At 53.6% G+C, this 15,543-nt stretch carries 14 protein-coding genes; 7 read left to right on the top strand and 7 right to left on the bottom strand.

Annotated elements, in window-relative coordinates; all coding sequences use genetic code 11:
• The first annotated feature begins 44 nt into the window (after positions 1-44).
• Positions 45-1,031: a zinc-dependent alcohol dehydrogenase family protein gene (locus ACR0EN_RS08310; protein WP_170818228.1), complete on the top strand. Its 987-nt coding sequence runs from the start codon at positions 45-47 to the stop codon at positions 1,029-1,031.
• 182 nt (positions 1,032-1,213) lie between these two features.
• Here ACR0EN_RS08310 and ACR0EN_RS08305 read toward each other — a convergent pair whose 3' ends face one another.
• The 4 genes from ACR0EN_RS08305 to ACR0EN_RS08290 are packed head-to-tail and all read right to left on the bottom strand — an operon-like array spanning position 1,214 to position 4,373.
• Positions 1,214-2,011: an ABC transporter permease gene (locus ACR0EN_RS08305; protein ID WP_170407528.1), complete on the bottom strand. Its 798-nt coding sequence runs from the start codon at positions 2,009-2,011 to the stop codon at positions 1,214-1,216.
• Positions 2,008-2,760: an ABC transporter permease gene (locus ACR0EN_RS08300; protein ID WP_170423024.1), complete on the bottom strand. Its 753-nt coding sequence runs from the start codon at positions 2,758-2,760 to the stop codon at positions 2,008-2,010. Before ACR0EN_RS08300 ends, ACR0EN_RS08305 begins: the two co-directional genes overlap by 4 nt.
• Before the next feature lie 9 nt (positions 2,761-2,769).
• Positions 2,770-3,534, bottom strand: coding sequence for a transporter substrate-binding domain-containing protein (locus ACR0EN_RS08295; protein ID WP_480586155.1), 765 nt, complete (start codon positions 3,532-3,534; stop codon positions 2,770-2,772).
• Positions 3,535-3,575: 41 nt separating this feature from the next.
• On the bottom strand, positions 3,576-4,373 hold the full coding sequence (locus ACR0EN_RS08290; RefSeq protein ID WP_170818230.1) for an ATP-binding cassette domain-containing protein: 798 nt from the start codon (positions 4,371-4,373) through the stop codon (positions 3,576-3,578).
• A gap of 77 nt (positions 4,374-4,450) precedes the next feature.
• Between ACR0EN_RS08290 and ACR0EN_RS08285 the strand changes: the two genes are divergently transcribed.
• Genes ACR0EN_RS08285 through ACR0EN_RS08270 form a run of 4 tightly spaced genes read left to right on the top strand, consistent with a single transcriptional unit; the run spans position 4,451 to position 8,675 of the window.
• The gene (locus ACR0EN_RS08285; protein WP_480586152.1) at positions 4,451-5,107 is read left to right on the top strand and encodes a TetR/AcrR family transcriptional regulator; all 657 of its coding nucleotides are present in this window, start codon (positions 4,451-4,453) and stop codon (positions 5,105-5,107) included.
• A complete protein-coding gene (locus tag ACR0EN_RS08280) occupies positions 5,104-6,288 on the top strand; it encodes a pyridoxal phosphate-dependent aminotransferase (protein WP_170818231.1) in 1,185 nt (394 codons plus the stop codon). The genes ACR0EN_RS08285 and ACR0EN_RS08280 overlap by 4 nt, the downstream gene beginning before the upstream one ends.
• A complete protein-coding gene (locus ACR0EN_RS08275) occupies positions 6,285-7,889 on the top strand; it encodes a 5-guanidino-2-oxopentanoate decarboxylase (protein WP_170818232.1) in 1,605 nt (534 codons plus the stop codon). The genes ACR0EN_RS08280 and ACR0EN_RS08275 overlap by 4 nt, the downstream gene beginning before the upstream one ends.
• Positions 7,890-7,892: 3 nt before the next feature.
• Positions 7,893-8,675, top strand: coding sequence for an arginine deiminase family protein (locus tag ACR0EN_RS08270; protein ID WP_170818233.1), 783 nt, complete (start codon positions 7,893-7,895; stop codon positions 8,673-8,675).
• A gap of 119 nt (positions 8,676-8,794) precedes the next feature.
• Here ACR0EN_RS08270 and ACR0EN_RS08265 read toward each other — a convergent pair whose 3' ends face one another.
• From ACR0EN_RS08265 to ACR0EN_RS08255, 3 genes are all read right to left on the bottom strand, one after another.
• On the bottom strand, positions 8,795-10,333 hold the full coding sequence (locus ACR0EN_RS08265) for a glycosyltransferase family 2 protein (RefSeq protein ID WP_480586148.1): 1,539 nt from the start codon (positions 10,331-10,333) through the stop codon (positions 8,795-8,797).
• Positions 10,334-10,404: 71 nt separating this feature from the next.
• Positions 10,405-11,535, bottom strand: a complete 1,131-nt coding sequence (locus ACR0EN_RS08260; protein WP_170596297.1) for a glycosyltransferase family 61 protein — start codon at positions 11,533-11,535, stop codon at positions 10,405-10,407.
• 522 nt (positions 11,536-12,057) lie between these two features.
• Complete coding sequence (locus ACR0EN_RS08255) at positions 12,058-12,930, bottom strand: hypothetical protein (protein ID WP_170647002.1); 873 nt, start codon at positions 12,928-12,930, stop codon at positions 12,058-12,060.
• Between the two features lie 474 nt (positions 12,931-13,404).
• On the opposite strand from ACR0EN_RS08255, the gene ACR0EN_RS08250 reads away from it, so the two are divergent.
• Together ACR0EN_RS08250 and ACR0EN_RS08245 are read left to right on the top strand one after the other, a co-directional pair.
• A complete protein-coding gene (locus ACR0EN_RS08250; protein ID WP_480586145.1) occupies positions 13,405-14,400 on the top strand; it encodes a glycosyltransferase family 2 protein in 996 nt (331 codons plus the stop codon).
• 72 nt (positions 14,401-14,472) lie between these two features.
• Positions 14,473-15,168 carry an FkbM family methyltransferase gene (locus ACR0EN_RS08245; protein WP_170509380.1) on the top strand — a complete coding sequence of 232 codons (696 nt, stop codon included), beginning with the start codon at positions 14,473-14,475 and terminating at the stop codon, positions 15,166-15,168.
• The last annotated feature ends 375 nt before the right edge of the window (positions 15,169-15,543 follow it).

Here is a 15,543-nt window from a genome sequence, read left to right as displayed (position 1 = left end):
GTTCAAAGCCGCGCCTGACACTTCGCTAAAAAAGGAATATCCCAATGAAAGCAATGGTTCTGAACGCCTACGGACCCGATGCACCGTTCGAGCTTGTAGAAATGCCTGACCCGGTCGCAACGTCTGGGCATGTAGTCGTCAAAGTGGCCGCGGCCAGCGTCAATACCGTCGATACAATGATCCGAAGCATGGGCGCGGATCTACCTCTGTCCCCCAATTTGCCCGCGGTCCTTGGCATGGATTTTGCTGGCACAATCACCGCCGTTGGCGAAGGTGTTACAGGTTTTTCCATAGGCGATGAGGTGTATGGCTGCGCCGGTGGTTTGATGGACCTCCCTGGTTCGCTAGCCGAGTACATCAATGCGGATGCCCGCCTGATTGCACACAAACCCAAGACGCTGAGCATGCGAGAAGCCGCGGCGCTGCCTCTCGTAGGCATCACCGCCTACGAAGGATTGACGCGCGCCGGTGTCGGCGAAGGGCAAACCGTTCTGGTTCAAGGCGGTGCCGGTGGCGTTGGTCATGTTGCCGTTCAAGTTGCGCGCCACCTTGGCGCAACCGTGTCGGCAACAGGTCGCGGAGCGGATCAGCTAGCCCTGATCGAGGGTCTCGGTGCGCGCCCGTTGGATTTCACAACCCAAAAGGTCGAGGACTACGTGGCCGAACACACTGATGGCGTAGGCTTCGATGTGGTGTTTGATAGCGTGGGTGGGCCTAACATGACGAACTCGTTCGAAGCGACCAAGCTCAATGGCCAAGTCGCCTCAACCGTCGCGATGGTCGAGATTGATCTGACACCTGTGCATTTCAAAGGTCTGTCTCTGCACGTCGTCTTCATGCTGATCCCGATGATGCATGATGTCGGGCGTCAATCCCATGGTGACATCCTGAAAACTCTGGCGGAAATGGCGGACGCGGGCCAACTCAAACCAATTGTTGACGAACAGAAGTTTGGGTGGACCAATGTCGATGCAGCCTATGAGCACCTGACAAACGGAGCGGCGGTCGGGAAAGTTGTTGTAGAGCTGTGAACGGAACCGGCCGGGATTGGTGCGCAGAGATATAATTGTGCACCATTCCAGTAGGGCCTGATATTGATATCGACCATCAGTACTCAGCCAAGCTGAATGCAAGTTGCAGCTCAGATTGCTATGAACTCAAAGCACTGGTCGGAGCTGACGCAGCACATGGATCCCCTCCGCTGCTGGCGATACTAACTGGTACCGCCATTGCGGTTTCCAGTCCCAAGAACCTTTACTTCCAGCCAGTGGAAACCAAATGCGATCACGCCCGCGACGAGAATATAGAATACGGCCAACAGGATGAGCGGCTCGTAAATAATGAAAGTGTCGGAGCGCACACGTGAAGACACGGCGTAAATGTCGACGACAGTGATCGTCGCAACCAATGGAGTTGCTTTGAGTTGCAATATGGTTTCACCGCCCAATGTCGGCAGGACGTTGCGGATAGCCTGCGGCAACCAGATACGGCGAAACATGGTGAAACGTGGCATGCCAAATGCCTTGGCTGCCTCAAGCTGACCCTTGGCGACCCCTTTGAAGGCACCGCGCATCACCTCTCCTTCGTAGCCGGCATAGGACAACGTCAGCGCCAGTACTGCATAAGGCCAGGCCTGCCGCAAATAGGGCCACAACTCGGAAGAGCGTATCCAAGGGAACTGCGGAAACAAAGACCCAAGCCCATAATACAATAACCAGAGTTGCAGCAGCAGCGGTGTGCCGCGGATGATAGTGCAAAATGCCTTGGCCGGGGCGGCAAGATACCAAGGCCCAACCGCCTGTGCCAATCCAAGTGGAACGGCGAGTAGGAAACCCAAAACTACGGTGACCACCAACAGCCAGATTGTCGTCCAAATGCCCTGAAGGGCGAGCGGCGCATATTTCGGGATCCAGTCCCACTGAAGAGAGACGGCGCACCAGACAACGATTCCAGCGAATATCAGCATCATCACAATGCGATGTGGTTGCATCAACGATCTGAAATCAATCATCTGCCCCCTCCTTTAAGGGAGGGTTGGCCGCGACGCGCCCATTTCTCAATCCGAGCGAAGATGCCGCCCGAACACAGCGTTACCATGAGATAAAGAAAACCCGCTGCCAGAAAGAAAGTAAAATAGGCGCGTGTACTGCTTGCAGCCTGGCGGGTTTCCAGTGTCAGCTCGTTGAAACCCACAACAGCGAGCAACGCGGTATCTTTGGTTGCAATCAGCCACAGGTTGGCAAGACCTGGCACGGCGAAGCTCATCATGGCCGGGATTGTCACGCGGCGCATGGTCATAAAGGCGGGCATACCGTAGGATTTGGCGGCTTCGATCTGACCGGGCGGAACCGCCTGAATTGCGCCGCGCAAAATCTCGGTCGCGTAAGCACCCTGGACAACACCCAGCACCCATATGCCTGCGCCAACACCACTGACCTCAACCCGACCCCCGCCCATTGCGGCGGAGATTTTGTTTATGATGTCAGATCCCACGTAATACAGGATCAGTATCAGGACCAGCTCGGGCACAGCCCGGATCACCGTCGTGTAGATGGCGAGAAGATCGCGCGTGACCTTCCCGCCATAGAGTTTGCCATAAGCTCCGAACAATCCGATCACGAGACCGAGGGCATAAGCGCCGAAAGCGATCTGCAATGAGTGGGACAATCCGCGCAGCAGATTGGCCCCCCATCCCGGCGGCGAGAGCGACAAAAGCTCTGCGCTCTGCGCCAATCCAAGTGAATCCAACAGTCCGTTCACAGCAGCGGCTTAGTAAATGCTGGCCGAGAAATAGTTCGACGTGATCTTCTCGTGCGTGCCATCGGCAAGAATTGCGGCGATGCCTTTGTTCAGCGCCTCACGCAGGTCATCTTGCCCTTTGCGCACGCCAGCCCCAACGCCGCGTCCCAGAATAGCGGGATCATCTGCAACGGCGCCTTTAATTTCACAGCAAGCGCCCGCATCCGAGTTTACAAAGTCGGCCATGGCGATGCTGTCTGCTTGAGTTGCATCAATACGGCCTGCGAACAGGTCCTGATTGGCCTCATCCTGTGTCTGATAAACCCGCAGTTCAGCATCCTTGAAATATTCCTGCGCATAGGCCTGGTGGATGGTCGAAGCCTGAATGCCAACAACTTTACCCGCCAGCGACTCCGGTGTCGCTTCGATATCCATCGATTTGTCCGCAACGATTACAGCGGGTGTGTTGTAGTAAGGATCGCTGAAATCAATGGTTTTCAGCCGCTCCTCGGTGATCGACATAGAGGCCATGATGGCGTCGATTTGCTGCCCGGTCAGCGATGGGATGATACCGTCCCAGGCTACAGGCGTTATAACACAGTCCAGTTCGGCAGCTGCACAGACGGCATTGATAACATCGATCTCCCATCCAACCCAGTTGCCTGAGCTGTCAAGCGAAGCGAATGGTGGATAAGGTTCAGCCGCGATACCGATCTTGACCTCTTCGGCACTGGCGACACCAGCTGAAAGGATGGCGGCGGCAACTCCGGACGCAAGCAGTTTCTTAAGGTTCATTTTGTTACTCCCTTTTGGTTCATTAGTTTGTTTTGACTGGATCAGGCGACCGAGCTGAGGAACTGCTTCAACCGCTCTGATTTTGGATTACCGAAGACCTCGGCAGGTGGACCCTGCTCTTCAATACGGCCTTCGAAAAGATAGACAACGTGGCTGGCAACTTCGCGCGCAAATTTCATTTCATGGGTGACGAGCAGCATGGTGCGTCCTTCACCAGCGAGATCACGGATCACGTTCAAGACTTCGCCGACCAACTCGGGGTCCAGCGCCGATGTGGGCTCATCAAAAAGCATTACCGTAGGATCTACGGCAAGCGCTCGGGCAATGGCGGCACGCTGTTGCTGACCGCCAGATAGATAGGCCGGAAAGGTGTCGGCCTTGTCACCAAGCCCTACCCTTTTCAACAGGTCGTGCGCCCGCGAGATAGCCTCTGCCTTTGGCACCTTGAGGACATGTATCGGCACTTCGATCACGTTCTCCAAAAGCGTGCGATGCGTCCACAAGTTGAACTGCTGAAAAACCATTGCCAGCCGCGTCCGGATACGCTCGATCTGGCGGCGGTTCGCAGGACTGCCATCGGCGTGCATTTCAATCAATTCACCGCCAATGGTGATTTTTCCCGAGCTCGGCGTTTCCAAGAAGTTGATGCAGCGCAGCATGGTGGATTTGCCCGAGCCTGATCCCCCGATGATTGCGACAACGTCCCCCTTGTTGGCAGTCAGGGAGACACCCTTCAGGACCTCTAGCGCACCAAAGGATTTGTGCAGGTCCTCAATCTTTATCGCCTCAATGGACGCAGTGGCTTCGGGTGTGGGTGATGCTGCTTCGGCTGTGTCCATATCTAACAATCTTCTGATTTCAGCTTGCAGTAAGCCTCGAATCTCGCAATTATGCAAGTGTATAATAACTCCATGCCATGGATGACACTGACGTGCAGGACGACAGCCGCAAATTTAAACGTGAGTCTGCTGAGTTTCGGCGCGAGGCGCTGATATTGGCGACTTTGGACCTGATCGCCGAGATGGGCGTCCGCGGTGCCACGGTGCGTGAGATTGCAGCCCGCGCGAACGTGACCCAAGGGTTGATCCGTCATTATTTCTCTTCAAAAGAAGAGTTGGTTCAAGCGGCGTATGAGCACCACATGAATACGCTAACCGATCAGACAGCAGCTTCGTCAGGAACGGGAAGCGCAGTATCTCAGTTGACCAACTTCGTTGACGCGTCGCTACGACCACCAATCGTTGATCCAAGCGCCGTGGCGTTGTGGGCCAGCTTTCTGAACAAGGTGCAACATGATTCAAAAATGCAGCGCATTCACCAGCAGACCTATAACTATTTCCGGGGTCACCTCGAGGAACTGATCGTCGCCGCATTGCTGGAAACCGGACGTTCAGTTGCTGCAACGGAGGCAACGCAACTGGCCATTGCTTGCAACGCGGTAATCGACGGCCTTTGGTTGGAAGGCGGTGCGCTTCCGGACGCGTTTTCCGAAGGGCAACTGGCGCAGATCGGCTTAGACTCGGTAAGCGCCATCTTAGGGATTCCAATAAACAAAGAGGCGGAGCAGCCATGAAGACCACATCTGTGACTGAGCGTTTAGCGGGGTTGGGTGGTGCCAAATGGGGTGTACACCTGAAAGCACGCGATCTTATCAAAGCCGGAGCGGATATCGTCGAAATGACGATTGGAGAACCGGATGTGCCCGTGCCAGCCGCATTGGTAGAAGCCACCGTAACCTCCTTGCGGGCACAACGGACAGGGTATTCCAACGGGCGCGGTGAAGCCGGACTGCTTGACGCGCTTGCTGCTCGCTATTCAACCTCTCGTGGGCGGCCCTTCGGACCCGAGAACTTTTTGTGCTTTCCCGGGACGCAAACCGCCCTTTTCGCAGTGATGTCCGGGATTGCAGAGGCCGGAGACGAAGTTTTGGTTGGTGATCCGATGTACGCGACATACGAAGGAGTCGTGCGTGCATCCGGGGCGGATATGGTGCCTGTGCCGCTTCGGCCAGAGCACGGGTTTCGCATGCAAGCCGAAGATATTGCCGCACGCATCACTCCACGCAGCCGCGCCATTCTTCTGACAACGCCACACAACCCGACAGGTGCAATTCTGACTACCACGGAAATTGCCGAAATCGGGCAGCTCGCCATGGCGCACGATTTATGGATCATCTCGGACGAGGTCTATGAAGAACTGATCTTTGACGAGGCCGAATTTGCTTCACCATTGGCAGACCCGAAACTGGCGGATCGTGTCATAGGTGTATCATCCATCTCGAAATCACATGCTGCCCCAGGGTTTCGTAGCGGTTGGTGTGTCGGACCAGCAGCGTTTTGTGAAGCGCTGCTGCCGTATTCCGAAACAATGCTCTTTGGCAATCAGCCCTTCATCGCGGACATGACCGAATTGGCAATCCGCGACGGGTCCGAGGTTGCGCCCGGCATGGCCGCTCGTTTCTCTGGCCGCGCCACCCTGCTGGCTGATCGTCTTGAAGCAGAAACGGATCTGACGGTTCATCGCCCAGAGGCGGGAATGTTCGCCCTCATCAACGTTTCCGCCACCGGGTTTGATGGCGAAGCTTATGCGTGGGATCTGTTACAGGCCGGGGTGGCTGTCATGCCAGGGTCCGCCTTTGGCGGCGGTCTGAAAGACTGGGTCCGGGTCGCGCTGACGATTAGTGACGCCGATTTTGCCACAGCGGTTTCTCGCATCATTGATCACGCCAACAGCAAATCACGCGAGGTTGCATGAGCGGAATGACAATCGGTGAAGCTTTGGTTGCCAAGCTTCGCCAAAGAGATGTGACCTGCGTCTTCGGAATTCCGGGCGTTCACACGGTCGAACTTTACCGCGGTCTTGCTACTTCGGGCATTCGTCATATCACGCCCAGGCATGAACAGGGTGCTGGTTTCATGGCTGATGGCTACGCGCGTGTTTCGGGGAAACCGGGTGTGACCTTTGTGATCACCGGCCCCGGATTGACCAACACCTTGACACCGATGGCGCAGGCGCGCGCTGATTCAATTCCGATGTTGGTGGTCTCTGGTGTCAATAAAACCGCTTCACTTGGCAAGGGCTTGGGACATCTGCATGAATTGCCAGACCAACTGGGACTGGCCAGAACAGTTGCGTTGGTGTCAGAACAAGTTCCCGACTCCAACGCTCTGGACCCGGTCTTGGACCGTGTTTTTCACGATCTTGCCAACGGTCGCCCAGGGCCGGTGCATATAGAGATCCCGTTGGATGTAGCAGCAGAAAAATATCAAAAAACACCAGTCGAGACGCTCGATCCAGCACCCCCGTTCAATCCAGATTTAATCTCACAAGCGGCAAGGCAACTGGCTAAAGCAAATCGAGTTGTCATTCTGGCGGGCGGTGGCGCGAAAAAAGCGGAAACCGATTTACAGACATTGGCTGAAACCCTCGATGCCCCCGTCGTGCAAACCGTCAACGCACGGGGCCTGATGCACGGACATCCACTGACCGTTCCTGCCAGCCCGAGCCTCAAAGCAGTACGCGAGCTGATAGAAAGCGCTGATTGCGTTCTGGCTTTGGGAACCGAATTGGGGCCAACCGACTATGACATGTACGCCACCGAGCAAATAGCAGGAAGGTCAGGCCTGATCCGGGTGGATCGCTGCAGCGATCAACTGGCGCGACATGAGGCAGCGCTAGCCATTCAAGGTGACGTTAATTTGGTTGTACCGGCGCTGTTTGGGGCATTGTCCAATGAGGCAAAGCAAGACGACGGTGCCGAACGCGCCAGCAAAACACGCCGCGCCGCCTGGGAGGAAATTGGTCCGGACTATCGCCATCAGGTCGAAATCCTGAACGCCATTCGCTCGGCAGTTCCGAATGCATTGATGGTCGGAGACTCAACCCAACCAATTTATGCCGGCAATCTTTTCTACGACCACGACCGGGCCGGAGGTTGGTTCAACGCAGCAACGGGATATGGCGCGCTCGGCTACGGGATACCCGCTGCCATCGGCGCGTCGATCGCCGATCCGACAGCAAGGGCGATCTGCATTGTCGGCGATGGAGGTGCACAGTTTTCATTGCCTGAAATCATGGCCGCAGCAGATGAAAACCTGCCGGTCACCTTCGTGATCTGGAACAATCATGGATACCAGGAAATTGCCGCGTCGATGCGGGATGTGGGTGTGACCGTCATAGGTTGTGATCCTTCGCCCCCGAATTTTTCTGCATCAGCCAAGTCTTTTGGCATTCCATTCACCAAGGTTCCGGCCGAACCACAGGCTGTCGCGCAGGCGTTGCGCGAAACTGTCGCTTTAGATGGGCCTGCAATGATCGAAGTCATCGCTCCGAAATGTGAACCTCAGAAAGATTGAAACATGTCAGACCCGACCTTTGAATTCTCCCGCGCCATCACCCGCCGCCCGGCTGCGACCATTGCTGGCGGTTTGCGTGCAAAGGATATTGGAAACCCCGATTTCGAAGGGATGATGGCGGCACACAAGGCTTACGTGGCTGCACTGAAAAGCACCGGGGCTGAAGTGATCGAACTTGATCCCCTCGACGCGTTCCCCGACGCGCAGTTTGTCGAGGATACGGCCCTTTGCCTGCCGCAAGGCGCTGTGCTGATGCGGCCAGGCGCACCATCGCGGATGGGTGAGGTGGCAGAAATGGCGCCAAATCTTCGCGCTTGCTACGAGACGGTTCTGGAAATCAACGGCCCCGGCCATATCGAGGGCGGAGATATTCTTGTAACTGGCCGCGAAATTTTGGTGGGCAGATCAGACCGCACGGACGTTGAAGGTGTCGCCGAGCTGTCTAAAATCACCTCCGCGTGGGGCCACAAACTGCGCGAAGTGTTTACACCGGAAGGCGTTTTGCACTTCAAGACAGATTGTTCACTGATGGATGCAGAAACAATCCTGTCTACTCGAAGACTTGATGCATCAGGCTGCTTTGAGGGCTACCGAGTGCTTCATGTTGCTGATGGGGAAGAAGCTGCTGCCAACGCGATCCGCTTCAACAATCTGGTGCTGATGGCCGCAGGCTTCTCGCGCACAGCAGACATGTTGGATCGTGAAGGGTTTGAAATCGTAGAAATTGACAACACCGATTGCGCCAAGCTGGATGGCGGCATGTCATGTCTCTCGCTAAGATTTTGAAGGGTTATTCGCCAACTTTTGGTCATCGGCGGTCTTTTAGTTGGCGAATGAATATCAAGCCGCACGCTATCTGCGACAACCGGGCCGTTCTAAGAATCGGTTCATCGCGGCAGGACAAGTCAGCTATGCATATCCGCATCTATGATGGCGCGGATCCGTTGCAAATCCTCAAGTTCGATGCTCGTGATTTCGTCATAAAGGTTGCGAAACTCGGGCTCATCCATCAAAAACTCAATCTTAGCCTGGTGCCAGGCAACAGCTCTTTCGTGTAGCTGCGCAATCTGCGGAATGGCTAGCAACGCTTCCATCGCCACTGACAATCTGGCCAGGTTGCGTTGGATAGTAACGTCCTGATACTGGTTCCAATCCATCCGTATCCAATAGTTGCGCCCGACAGTGCGATCCACATGCAGGGCCCGTCCACGCTGGCGCTTGACCAAGAAAGACTGCGCAGATCTTAGTGCGTAGTGGTTTAGCTGGACCAGCTCATAGCCGATGGTCTTGATATCGGACCTCCAGCCATTCTTTGCCACTTTGTGCGTGATATCCTGACCCGATCCATTGACCCATAGCACCTTTTCGGCTTTTGCTTCTTTCAGCTTATTTGGCCGGTGACAGCTTAGTTTGCGATAGGCACGAATATTCCTGGTGGCGGTCTTGAAGCCCCAAGCGGTATGCGGTTTGGGCAGATATGACGGAGCGCATCGGTCAAATTGCGCCAGGACCGGCCTGTCTTCGTAGGTCTTTATCCCGGCCGACCCAAATTGCCGCCAGGTCATGGCAATATTGCTGACTCCCTCGGGCAGGCGCCTATAAAGTTCCGGCAGTGTCCCGTTACCAAAGCGGATGTTGATAAACTCATCCACATCAATATGGATAACCCAATCAGCACGTTTGACCACCTTGAGCTTTGCAGACTGGTTCAGAGCCCACTGTTGCGGGGAATTGCCCTTCCATTTGTTGTTGTCGACATGCGTGACCAGACCGGTTTTGGCCAGCGCATCCAGCATCAGATCCGTGCCATCCTCGCAGCCATTGGTATAGATAACAAAGTGATGCACCCCGATCGATTGGTGGTATGCAATCCATTCCAATAAGAATGGGCCTTCGTTTTTCATGCAACCGATCAGCACCGTGCCGCTGGAACCCTCTGGCGGCCTGAGGTCCACCGGCACCGTGTCACCCATGGGTCGACTTTCGTCAAAACTTGTCAGGTCATTGCGCGGCAAGAAGCGACGGGCAAATGGCAGCACTTCTTTTGGAGTGGATTCTTCTTTTGCAGAGGAGGCCAGGGTAAAGAATGCAGGAGGCTGCGCAGTCAGATCATCTGGCCATTCAATCCGGTTAACTATCGCATCGGCACCAAATTGTGTGGCCCAAATTCTGGCGCGATCAGATCCTGAATCAAGATCAGTCAAAATCAGGATGTCGGCCGCCAATTGCCCCAAAACTTCGTGGACTCGACCAACAGAGACTTCCGTGGTGAGGTTTTCTGCTAGCCCTGGCATGGCCAAAAGCATGAACCGCGGTCGCTCATTAGCAATCGCACTGGCGAGTGCGGGCAAAAATTCGGGCGGCTCGGCCTTTGCACGTCTTCGCCGCGTAATCTGCGCGAACGTAACCAGTTGCTGCTGCAAATCCGCATTATCGATACTCAAAACAGACGCAACCCCATTGGCTTGGCGCGCCTGATCCCGAGCTGTGTCGCGTATATCCAGGATTAGCTGCATTAGTCAGCGGGCTCTTGATGGATGGGAACCAGCTGGTCGCCAAGGGCTTTTTCCAGTTTTCGGATGGTTCGCCGCCGCTGCCGCCAGAACATTTCTTCCCAGGCCAGATCAGGTGAGACAAATCCTGCATCGGCAAGCATTTTATGCAATCTGGACATGTCAAGCTCTCCAAGTGAATGGCGGTTGGGCCGACCGCGCGAAGCCAATACCCAATCAGTGCGAATGGCATTGGCGACTAAAGGCTCTTGCCCGCAAAAGGCCGCTAGCTGAGCTGAGATATTGTGATGCACCGAAGAAGTGCGGCGCGGGATCATTGCAACCTGCTGATCTGGACGGCCTACCAGAGCAAAAAGATGCAGTGCCGACCCGTCTAGTGCAACGATCTGACGGGCGGCTTTGTAACGCGCGATCTGCTTTTCCATCGGGTGTTGTTCCGGATAGAAAATCTCGTACCCGTTCTGGCGCAAATTCTCTTCGAGAAACTCTTCTCCGATAACGCCACCCCGCCGTATTCCAAGACCTGCGCGCGAGATATAAAGCCGCTCCGGCCCATCAGGGGGAACGTCGGCGCCAAAATTTTGATGGATCAAGGCACGATATTCAGGCGTTCCCGCCACAATCGGACCCAGCCCAAACCCCTGACCGGGCACATGCAGATGTTCTATCTGAGTTGGCTCGGTCACCACTTTGATTGGAAGATCAATACCCAGAAGCGTAAAAAAATTATGCTGCATAGGGCGTGTTTCATCCCCATTGGCGGGTCGCTTGGGGGTAAAGAGGACCCCATCAATATCCTTCGCGATTGCCGGCAGCGGCCAAAGACGTGCGGTGCTTTCAGCCAGGAAATGACCAAAGTGTACCCATAACAGCCCGGCATAAAGCCAGCGACCCGACAATTGCGGCAAAGGGTCTGTTGGCGATACCGGTTGGGTGGTCATGGCACGCTTTCCCCGCCAAAGCGCCCCATGCGCGCAATATTCCCGGTCTTCAGTCAGAACACCGGCTTCCTGCACCGTATCGGAGACTGCGGGCGGAACCACGATAGCCCGCTCAAGTGCAACAAGTTCACGTGACCATCCTTGATCAGGCTGAGGAGGTTGGTTCAGATCATTATCGTTAAGCGTAGACATCTTTGTTCACACCCGGTCAGAGCGACCGGGTCGACAAAGACATGCTTTTAGTCGGTCTTCTGGTGTTAAAGGCCGGGATAGATGATCGGCGAATATCCTTGTGATCTGTAGCCAGCTTCTTTGACATTCGCCTATCCCATAAACTGGACCCCAGATTAATCCAAGATCTGTGTTCGGGCTTCATAACATTCGGCCCTATTCACCCCAGTATTCTGATATGGCCGTACCTGCGCCGCTGCAAGTAATCGTAGTGAAATTTCTACGCCAGAAAAAGTAAAGGCTCCATCCGCAGTAGGACAATCGAATATGTTGACAGTGTCGCAGTTTATCATCCTTGCCTGAAGCGACCGCCATTACTTTGATTGCCAAGTTGTTGCACGTTGTACTCAATACAGTGGCCGGTTGGGGAACTGTCTGCCGAACAACTTGGCACTACGGTGTTAGCAGATGACGCCTAGTGTTTTTGATTCCGATCGTCCGAAACTTGGACACATACTGGCGCTTCTGACTTGCCCAGACATTTTAATCTTGGTCAACAGACTTCAGCACATCCTGTGGCATCGCCTTAGAGGGATCGATGTCATGTTTCTTGCATAGCTTGGCGACCTGGCTGTTGGGATGCGGCAAAGGAAACCCACCATCCATATTGTATTTCTTGCGCATGCTCGAGCCGCCAATGTGATGAACCCCCAACGCGTTTTCATCGAGCGATATGCGGGAAAACCGCGGCCGGAAATAATTCAAGCGCATGGCCGTAGGTTCTTGGGAATAGAATGACTCGGGTGGCAGGGCGTGTTTAACTTCACCGTTCTTGCCCAAAAAATAAGAGATAGCCTGAGGCCCGAACGTATAAAATGGCAGCTGCGACAGGTTTTCCAACGGTACCGAGAAAGAGCCGTCTTCATTGGACTTGCCGATGGAAACATCAATATTTTTTTTCCACGGCCAGTCATTGGGGATCACGATCTCGGACCCGTTCATAAAGTCATGCATACCCTGCAATGTTGGAGAACTGTGCGGCAGCCGGAGAGCCGCATTGTTAAAATAGCGTTTCTCTTTTGCGAAAATATACGGAATGTCGGGGATCGGCTGCATACACAACATATCGCAATCCATCCAGATTTCGTCGGATTCCCGAAGCATGTTGATCCTGAAAAAATCCGACAACGGGGCATAAGCGCTGTTTCGCTTTTCGTTTCGCCATATTTTCAGGTGGTCAGGCAAGAAAATACGTGCATCCGCATTTTCAACGCCCGGTGGTGTATTCGTGATTTCATTCAAAGAGTACAACTTGACCTTATGGCCGTGATCCACAAAGCTTTTGAGGCAGAGTTGCTCGAAAAAAGTCAGACTGGATCCATGCCAAAACGATGAAATTACTGGAGAAATATCCATGCTGGATCGATGCCCGTTATGTTTTTCACTTGCTCCGCATTAGCATGGCTCCGGTATTCGATCCACTGGTTTAATGATCCCGATACAGCCGCAATTGTGATGGTGACCCAACCGTCCAATATGAACTGTCTGTAGCGCAGGTCCGTTAGTCAGAATTCTCGCACCTTTGTGTTTCGCGAAAAAGAACGAGCGGTAACGATCAAACTATAGGGGCTCGCAATAAGCAGTAATTGTTTGGTTACCTCAACTTTGGTCCAGTTTTCTCAGTCCTCCCCGACAAAGGTCGCAAGATCACCCAAACTGTCTTAAATCGGATCGTCCAATAAGACCTCAGGATGCTCTTGCTTAAGGCGGAAAATTCACCGATCAAGGTTGCCACAAATCCAGACTTACTGGGCAATAGAGGAAGCCGGTGACTCTAAAGACGTGCAATCAGCGAATTTGGCTCTTCCCAAACACAGGACTCCTTTGAAGATGGCCACCTGGGGTGTCGTTACCATGGTCAAAGAGCCGCCAGAGCTGGTGGCTATATTTGCTTCCTATTATGCGTCACTCGGCGCGCAAGAGATCTTTATCTTTCTTGATGGTGATGATCCGAAAGCGCGGCAACTTCTGGCTCAGATACCGAACTGTCGCGTTGAAGTGATGGATGACACGTTTTTTCGAAGAAACTGGGACTATGCTTATCCAGAAAACAGTTTCAGACGCCAAAGGCTGATAGCGACAAAAGCCTATCGAGAAGCAAAAGTCGATTGGATGCTTTTCCTCGATGCGGATGAGTATCTGCAAGCCGATGACTTTGCACAAGAGCTTGCTGACCTGCCCTCGGATGTCGATACGATTTCAATTCCTAATGGCGAGCGTGTGTTTTCAACCGAGGACACCACACCCGGACTTTTTGGTGGTCTTATGCTGAAGCCTAAGCACACCCGCGGCTATGTCGCCCGAAGCTTATTCGGAGAAGAACGACTCAAGTACAGCGACAGAGGATTTTGTGCGCATCGTTTCGGAAAAAGCGCCACCCGAACGGGGAAAAACATCAAGTTAGGTGTTCATGCGCCACAGCGGTGGAGAGGCAACATCAAGCGACATGTTTCTCAACAATCGGTCATTTGTCACTTTGACGGACTGACCGAAATCCACTGGATGCTCAAATTGCTGAGATATCATGATATGGGCACATATGAATCACCTAAGGGCAGCAACGATTTCCGCTATGAACAGGTCCAATTCCTGAAAAATTCATCTTCTATGAATGCTGTTCAAGAGCTTCATGACATTATCCGAAAATACGACAAGGACACCGAAGAAAGACTAAGGGGTCATGGTCTTCTCGATGATGTGCAGGTCCGCCCTTTCCGGGGTTTGGATACTTATTATCCTGAACACGAGTTTGACTTGTCGGTTGAGTGGTTCAACGATGTTCTGAAGATGAATATGTCGGACCTCTATGCGAGATTACCGACATGATGTTTGATGCAAATAGTCTGACCTTATGCAAAACATGCTCTACCGACCGCTCATCCTTGGAATGGAGCAAGTATGACCGAAACGAACCCTGATGTTGCGATCCAGTACCGTGGATTGAAGATACCTTCATCGCCATTTCTGGACGAAACGATCATGAATCTGATCGAGCAGGACAACTATGAAAGCTGGGAAATGGATGGCGCTTTGAGCGTCGTTCAACCTGAGGATCGTATTCTGGAAATGGGCGCCGGTCTGGGTATCGTGAGTGGTGTTGTCGCGCTCGAGAACAAACCAGAGGCTATTCTCAGTTTTGAAGCCAATCCAAATCTAATTCCACACATCCGTCGTTTACATGCCCTAAATGGGCTTTCAGACCGGATCGAAGTCCGGAATGCGATACTAAGCGCCAATCCAAAGGATCCCGACTCTATTCCGTTTCATATTGACGCTTCATATCTAGGGTCTTCAGTTTTTGATAATGAAGGTGAATCAACAACATCAGTGCGCGTAGCTAAAGCGGACTTCGAAGCGGTGAAACGAGAGTTCGCTCCGACGGTTCTTGTGATGGATATTGAGGGGGCGGAACTGGATTTCTTGAGGAATGCGGACCTGTCGGGCATTCGAGCCATTGTTATTGAATTCCATCGCCTCATTTATGGGCACAAAGGTGTCCGGGCCTGTAAAAGGATTCTTTCGAACGCGGGTTTTCTACGGCTGGACGATTTGTCCTGGAGGGTTGTTTGGACCTGCACACGAGATCTTGGCTGAACCGCGTCATTGAGACGAGCATTTTCGAACTATGCGAATTGGCCAAGGCAGTTGAGCGCCCTGAAATGAAACGTTTAGCCGACTTGTGACCTGAATTTGCCCATAGCAATTTATTCGTTGCAACTATGTGCATCTGCGGACGGGAACTTGTGACAAGACCTCAAAGAACTGTTTCTGCCTACAATCTCGGATCGCGGGGCTGGGTCAACGACCACGATGTCGGCGCTGGGTGTCCCTGTCTTATTGTGCCGTTTTCCGGTCATAGCATCTGGAAACACCACCATTTTGCGACACCGGCGACACCCCGAGTTAACTGCAAAGCTCAAAGCGAAGCCGCACCCATCATACGGTGTGCAACAAAACTGTTGACGAGAC

Source organism: Ruegeria sp. AB7 (assembly GCF_056542625.1).
This window is presented reverse-complemented; position numbering and strand designations above follow the sequence as displayed.

Excerpts from the sequence above, each read along its gene's own strand:
- ACR0EN_RS08310 (WP_170818228.1), top strand. The coding sequence starts at position 45 with ATGAAAGCAATGGTTCTGAACGCCTACGGACCCGATGCACCGTTCGAG.
- ACR0EN_RS08275 (WP_170818232.1), top strand. The coding sequence starts at position 6,285 with ATGAGCGGAATGACAATCGGTGAAGCTTTGGTTGCCAAGCTTCGCCAA.
- ACR0EN_RS08290 (WP_170818230.1), bottom strand. The coding sequence starts at position 4,373 with ATGGACACAGCCGAAGCAGCATCACCCACACCCGAAGCCACTGCGTCC.
- ACR0EN_RS08245 (WP_170509380.1), top strand. The coding sequence starts at position 14,473 with ATGACCGAAACGAACCCTGATGTTGCGATCCAGTACCGTGGATTGAAG.
- ACR0EN_RS08255 (WP_170647002.1), bottom strand. The coding sequence starts at position 12,930 with ATGGATATTTCTCCAGTAATTTCATCGTTTTGGCATGGATCCAGTCTG.
- ACR0EN_RS08250 (WP_480586145.1), top strand. The coding sequence starts at position 13,405 with ATGGCCACCTGGGGTGTCGTTACCATGGTCAAAGAGCCGCCAGAGCTG.
- ACR0EN_RS08285 (WP_480586152.1), top strand. The coding sequence starts at position 4,451 with ATGGATGACACTGACGTGCAGGACGACAGCCGCAAATTTAAACGTGAG.
- ACR0EN_RS08305 (WP_170407528.1), bottom strand. The coding sequence starts at position 2,011 with ATGATTGATTTCAGATCGTTGATGCAACCACATCGCATTGTGATGATG.
- ACR0EN_RS08295 (WP_480586155.1), bottom strand. The coding sequence starts at position 3,534 with ATGAACCTTAAGAAACTGCTTGCGTCCGGAGTTGCCGCCGCCATCCTT.
- ACR0EN_RS08280 (WP_170818231.1), top strand. The coding sequence starts at position 5,104 with ATGAAGACCACATCTGTGACTGAGCGTTTAGCGGGGTTGGGTGGTGCC.
- ACR0EN_RS08260 (WP_170596297.1), bottom strand. The coding sequence starts at position 11,535 with ATGTCTACGCTTAACGATAATGATCTGAACCAACCTCCTCAGCCTGAT.
- ACR0EN_RS08270 (WP_170818233.1), top strand. The coding sequence starts at position 7,893 with ATGTCAGACCCGACCTTTGAATTCTCCCGCGCCATCACCCGCCGCCCG.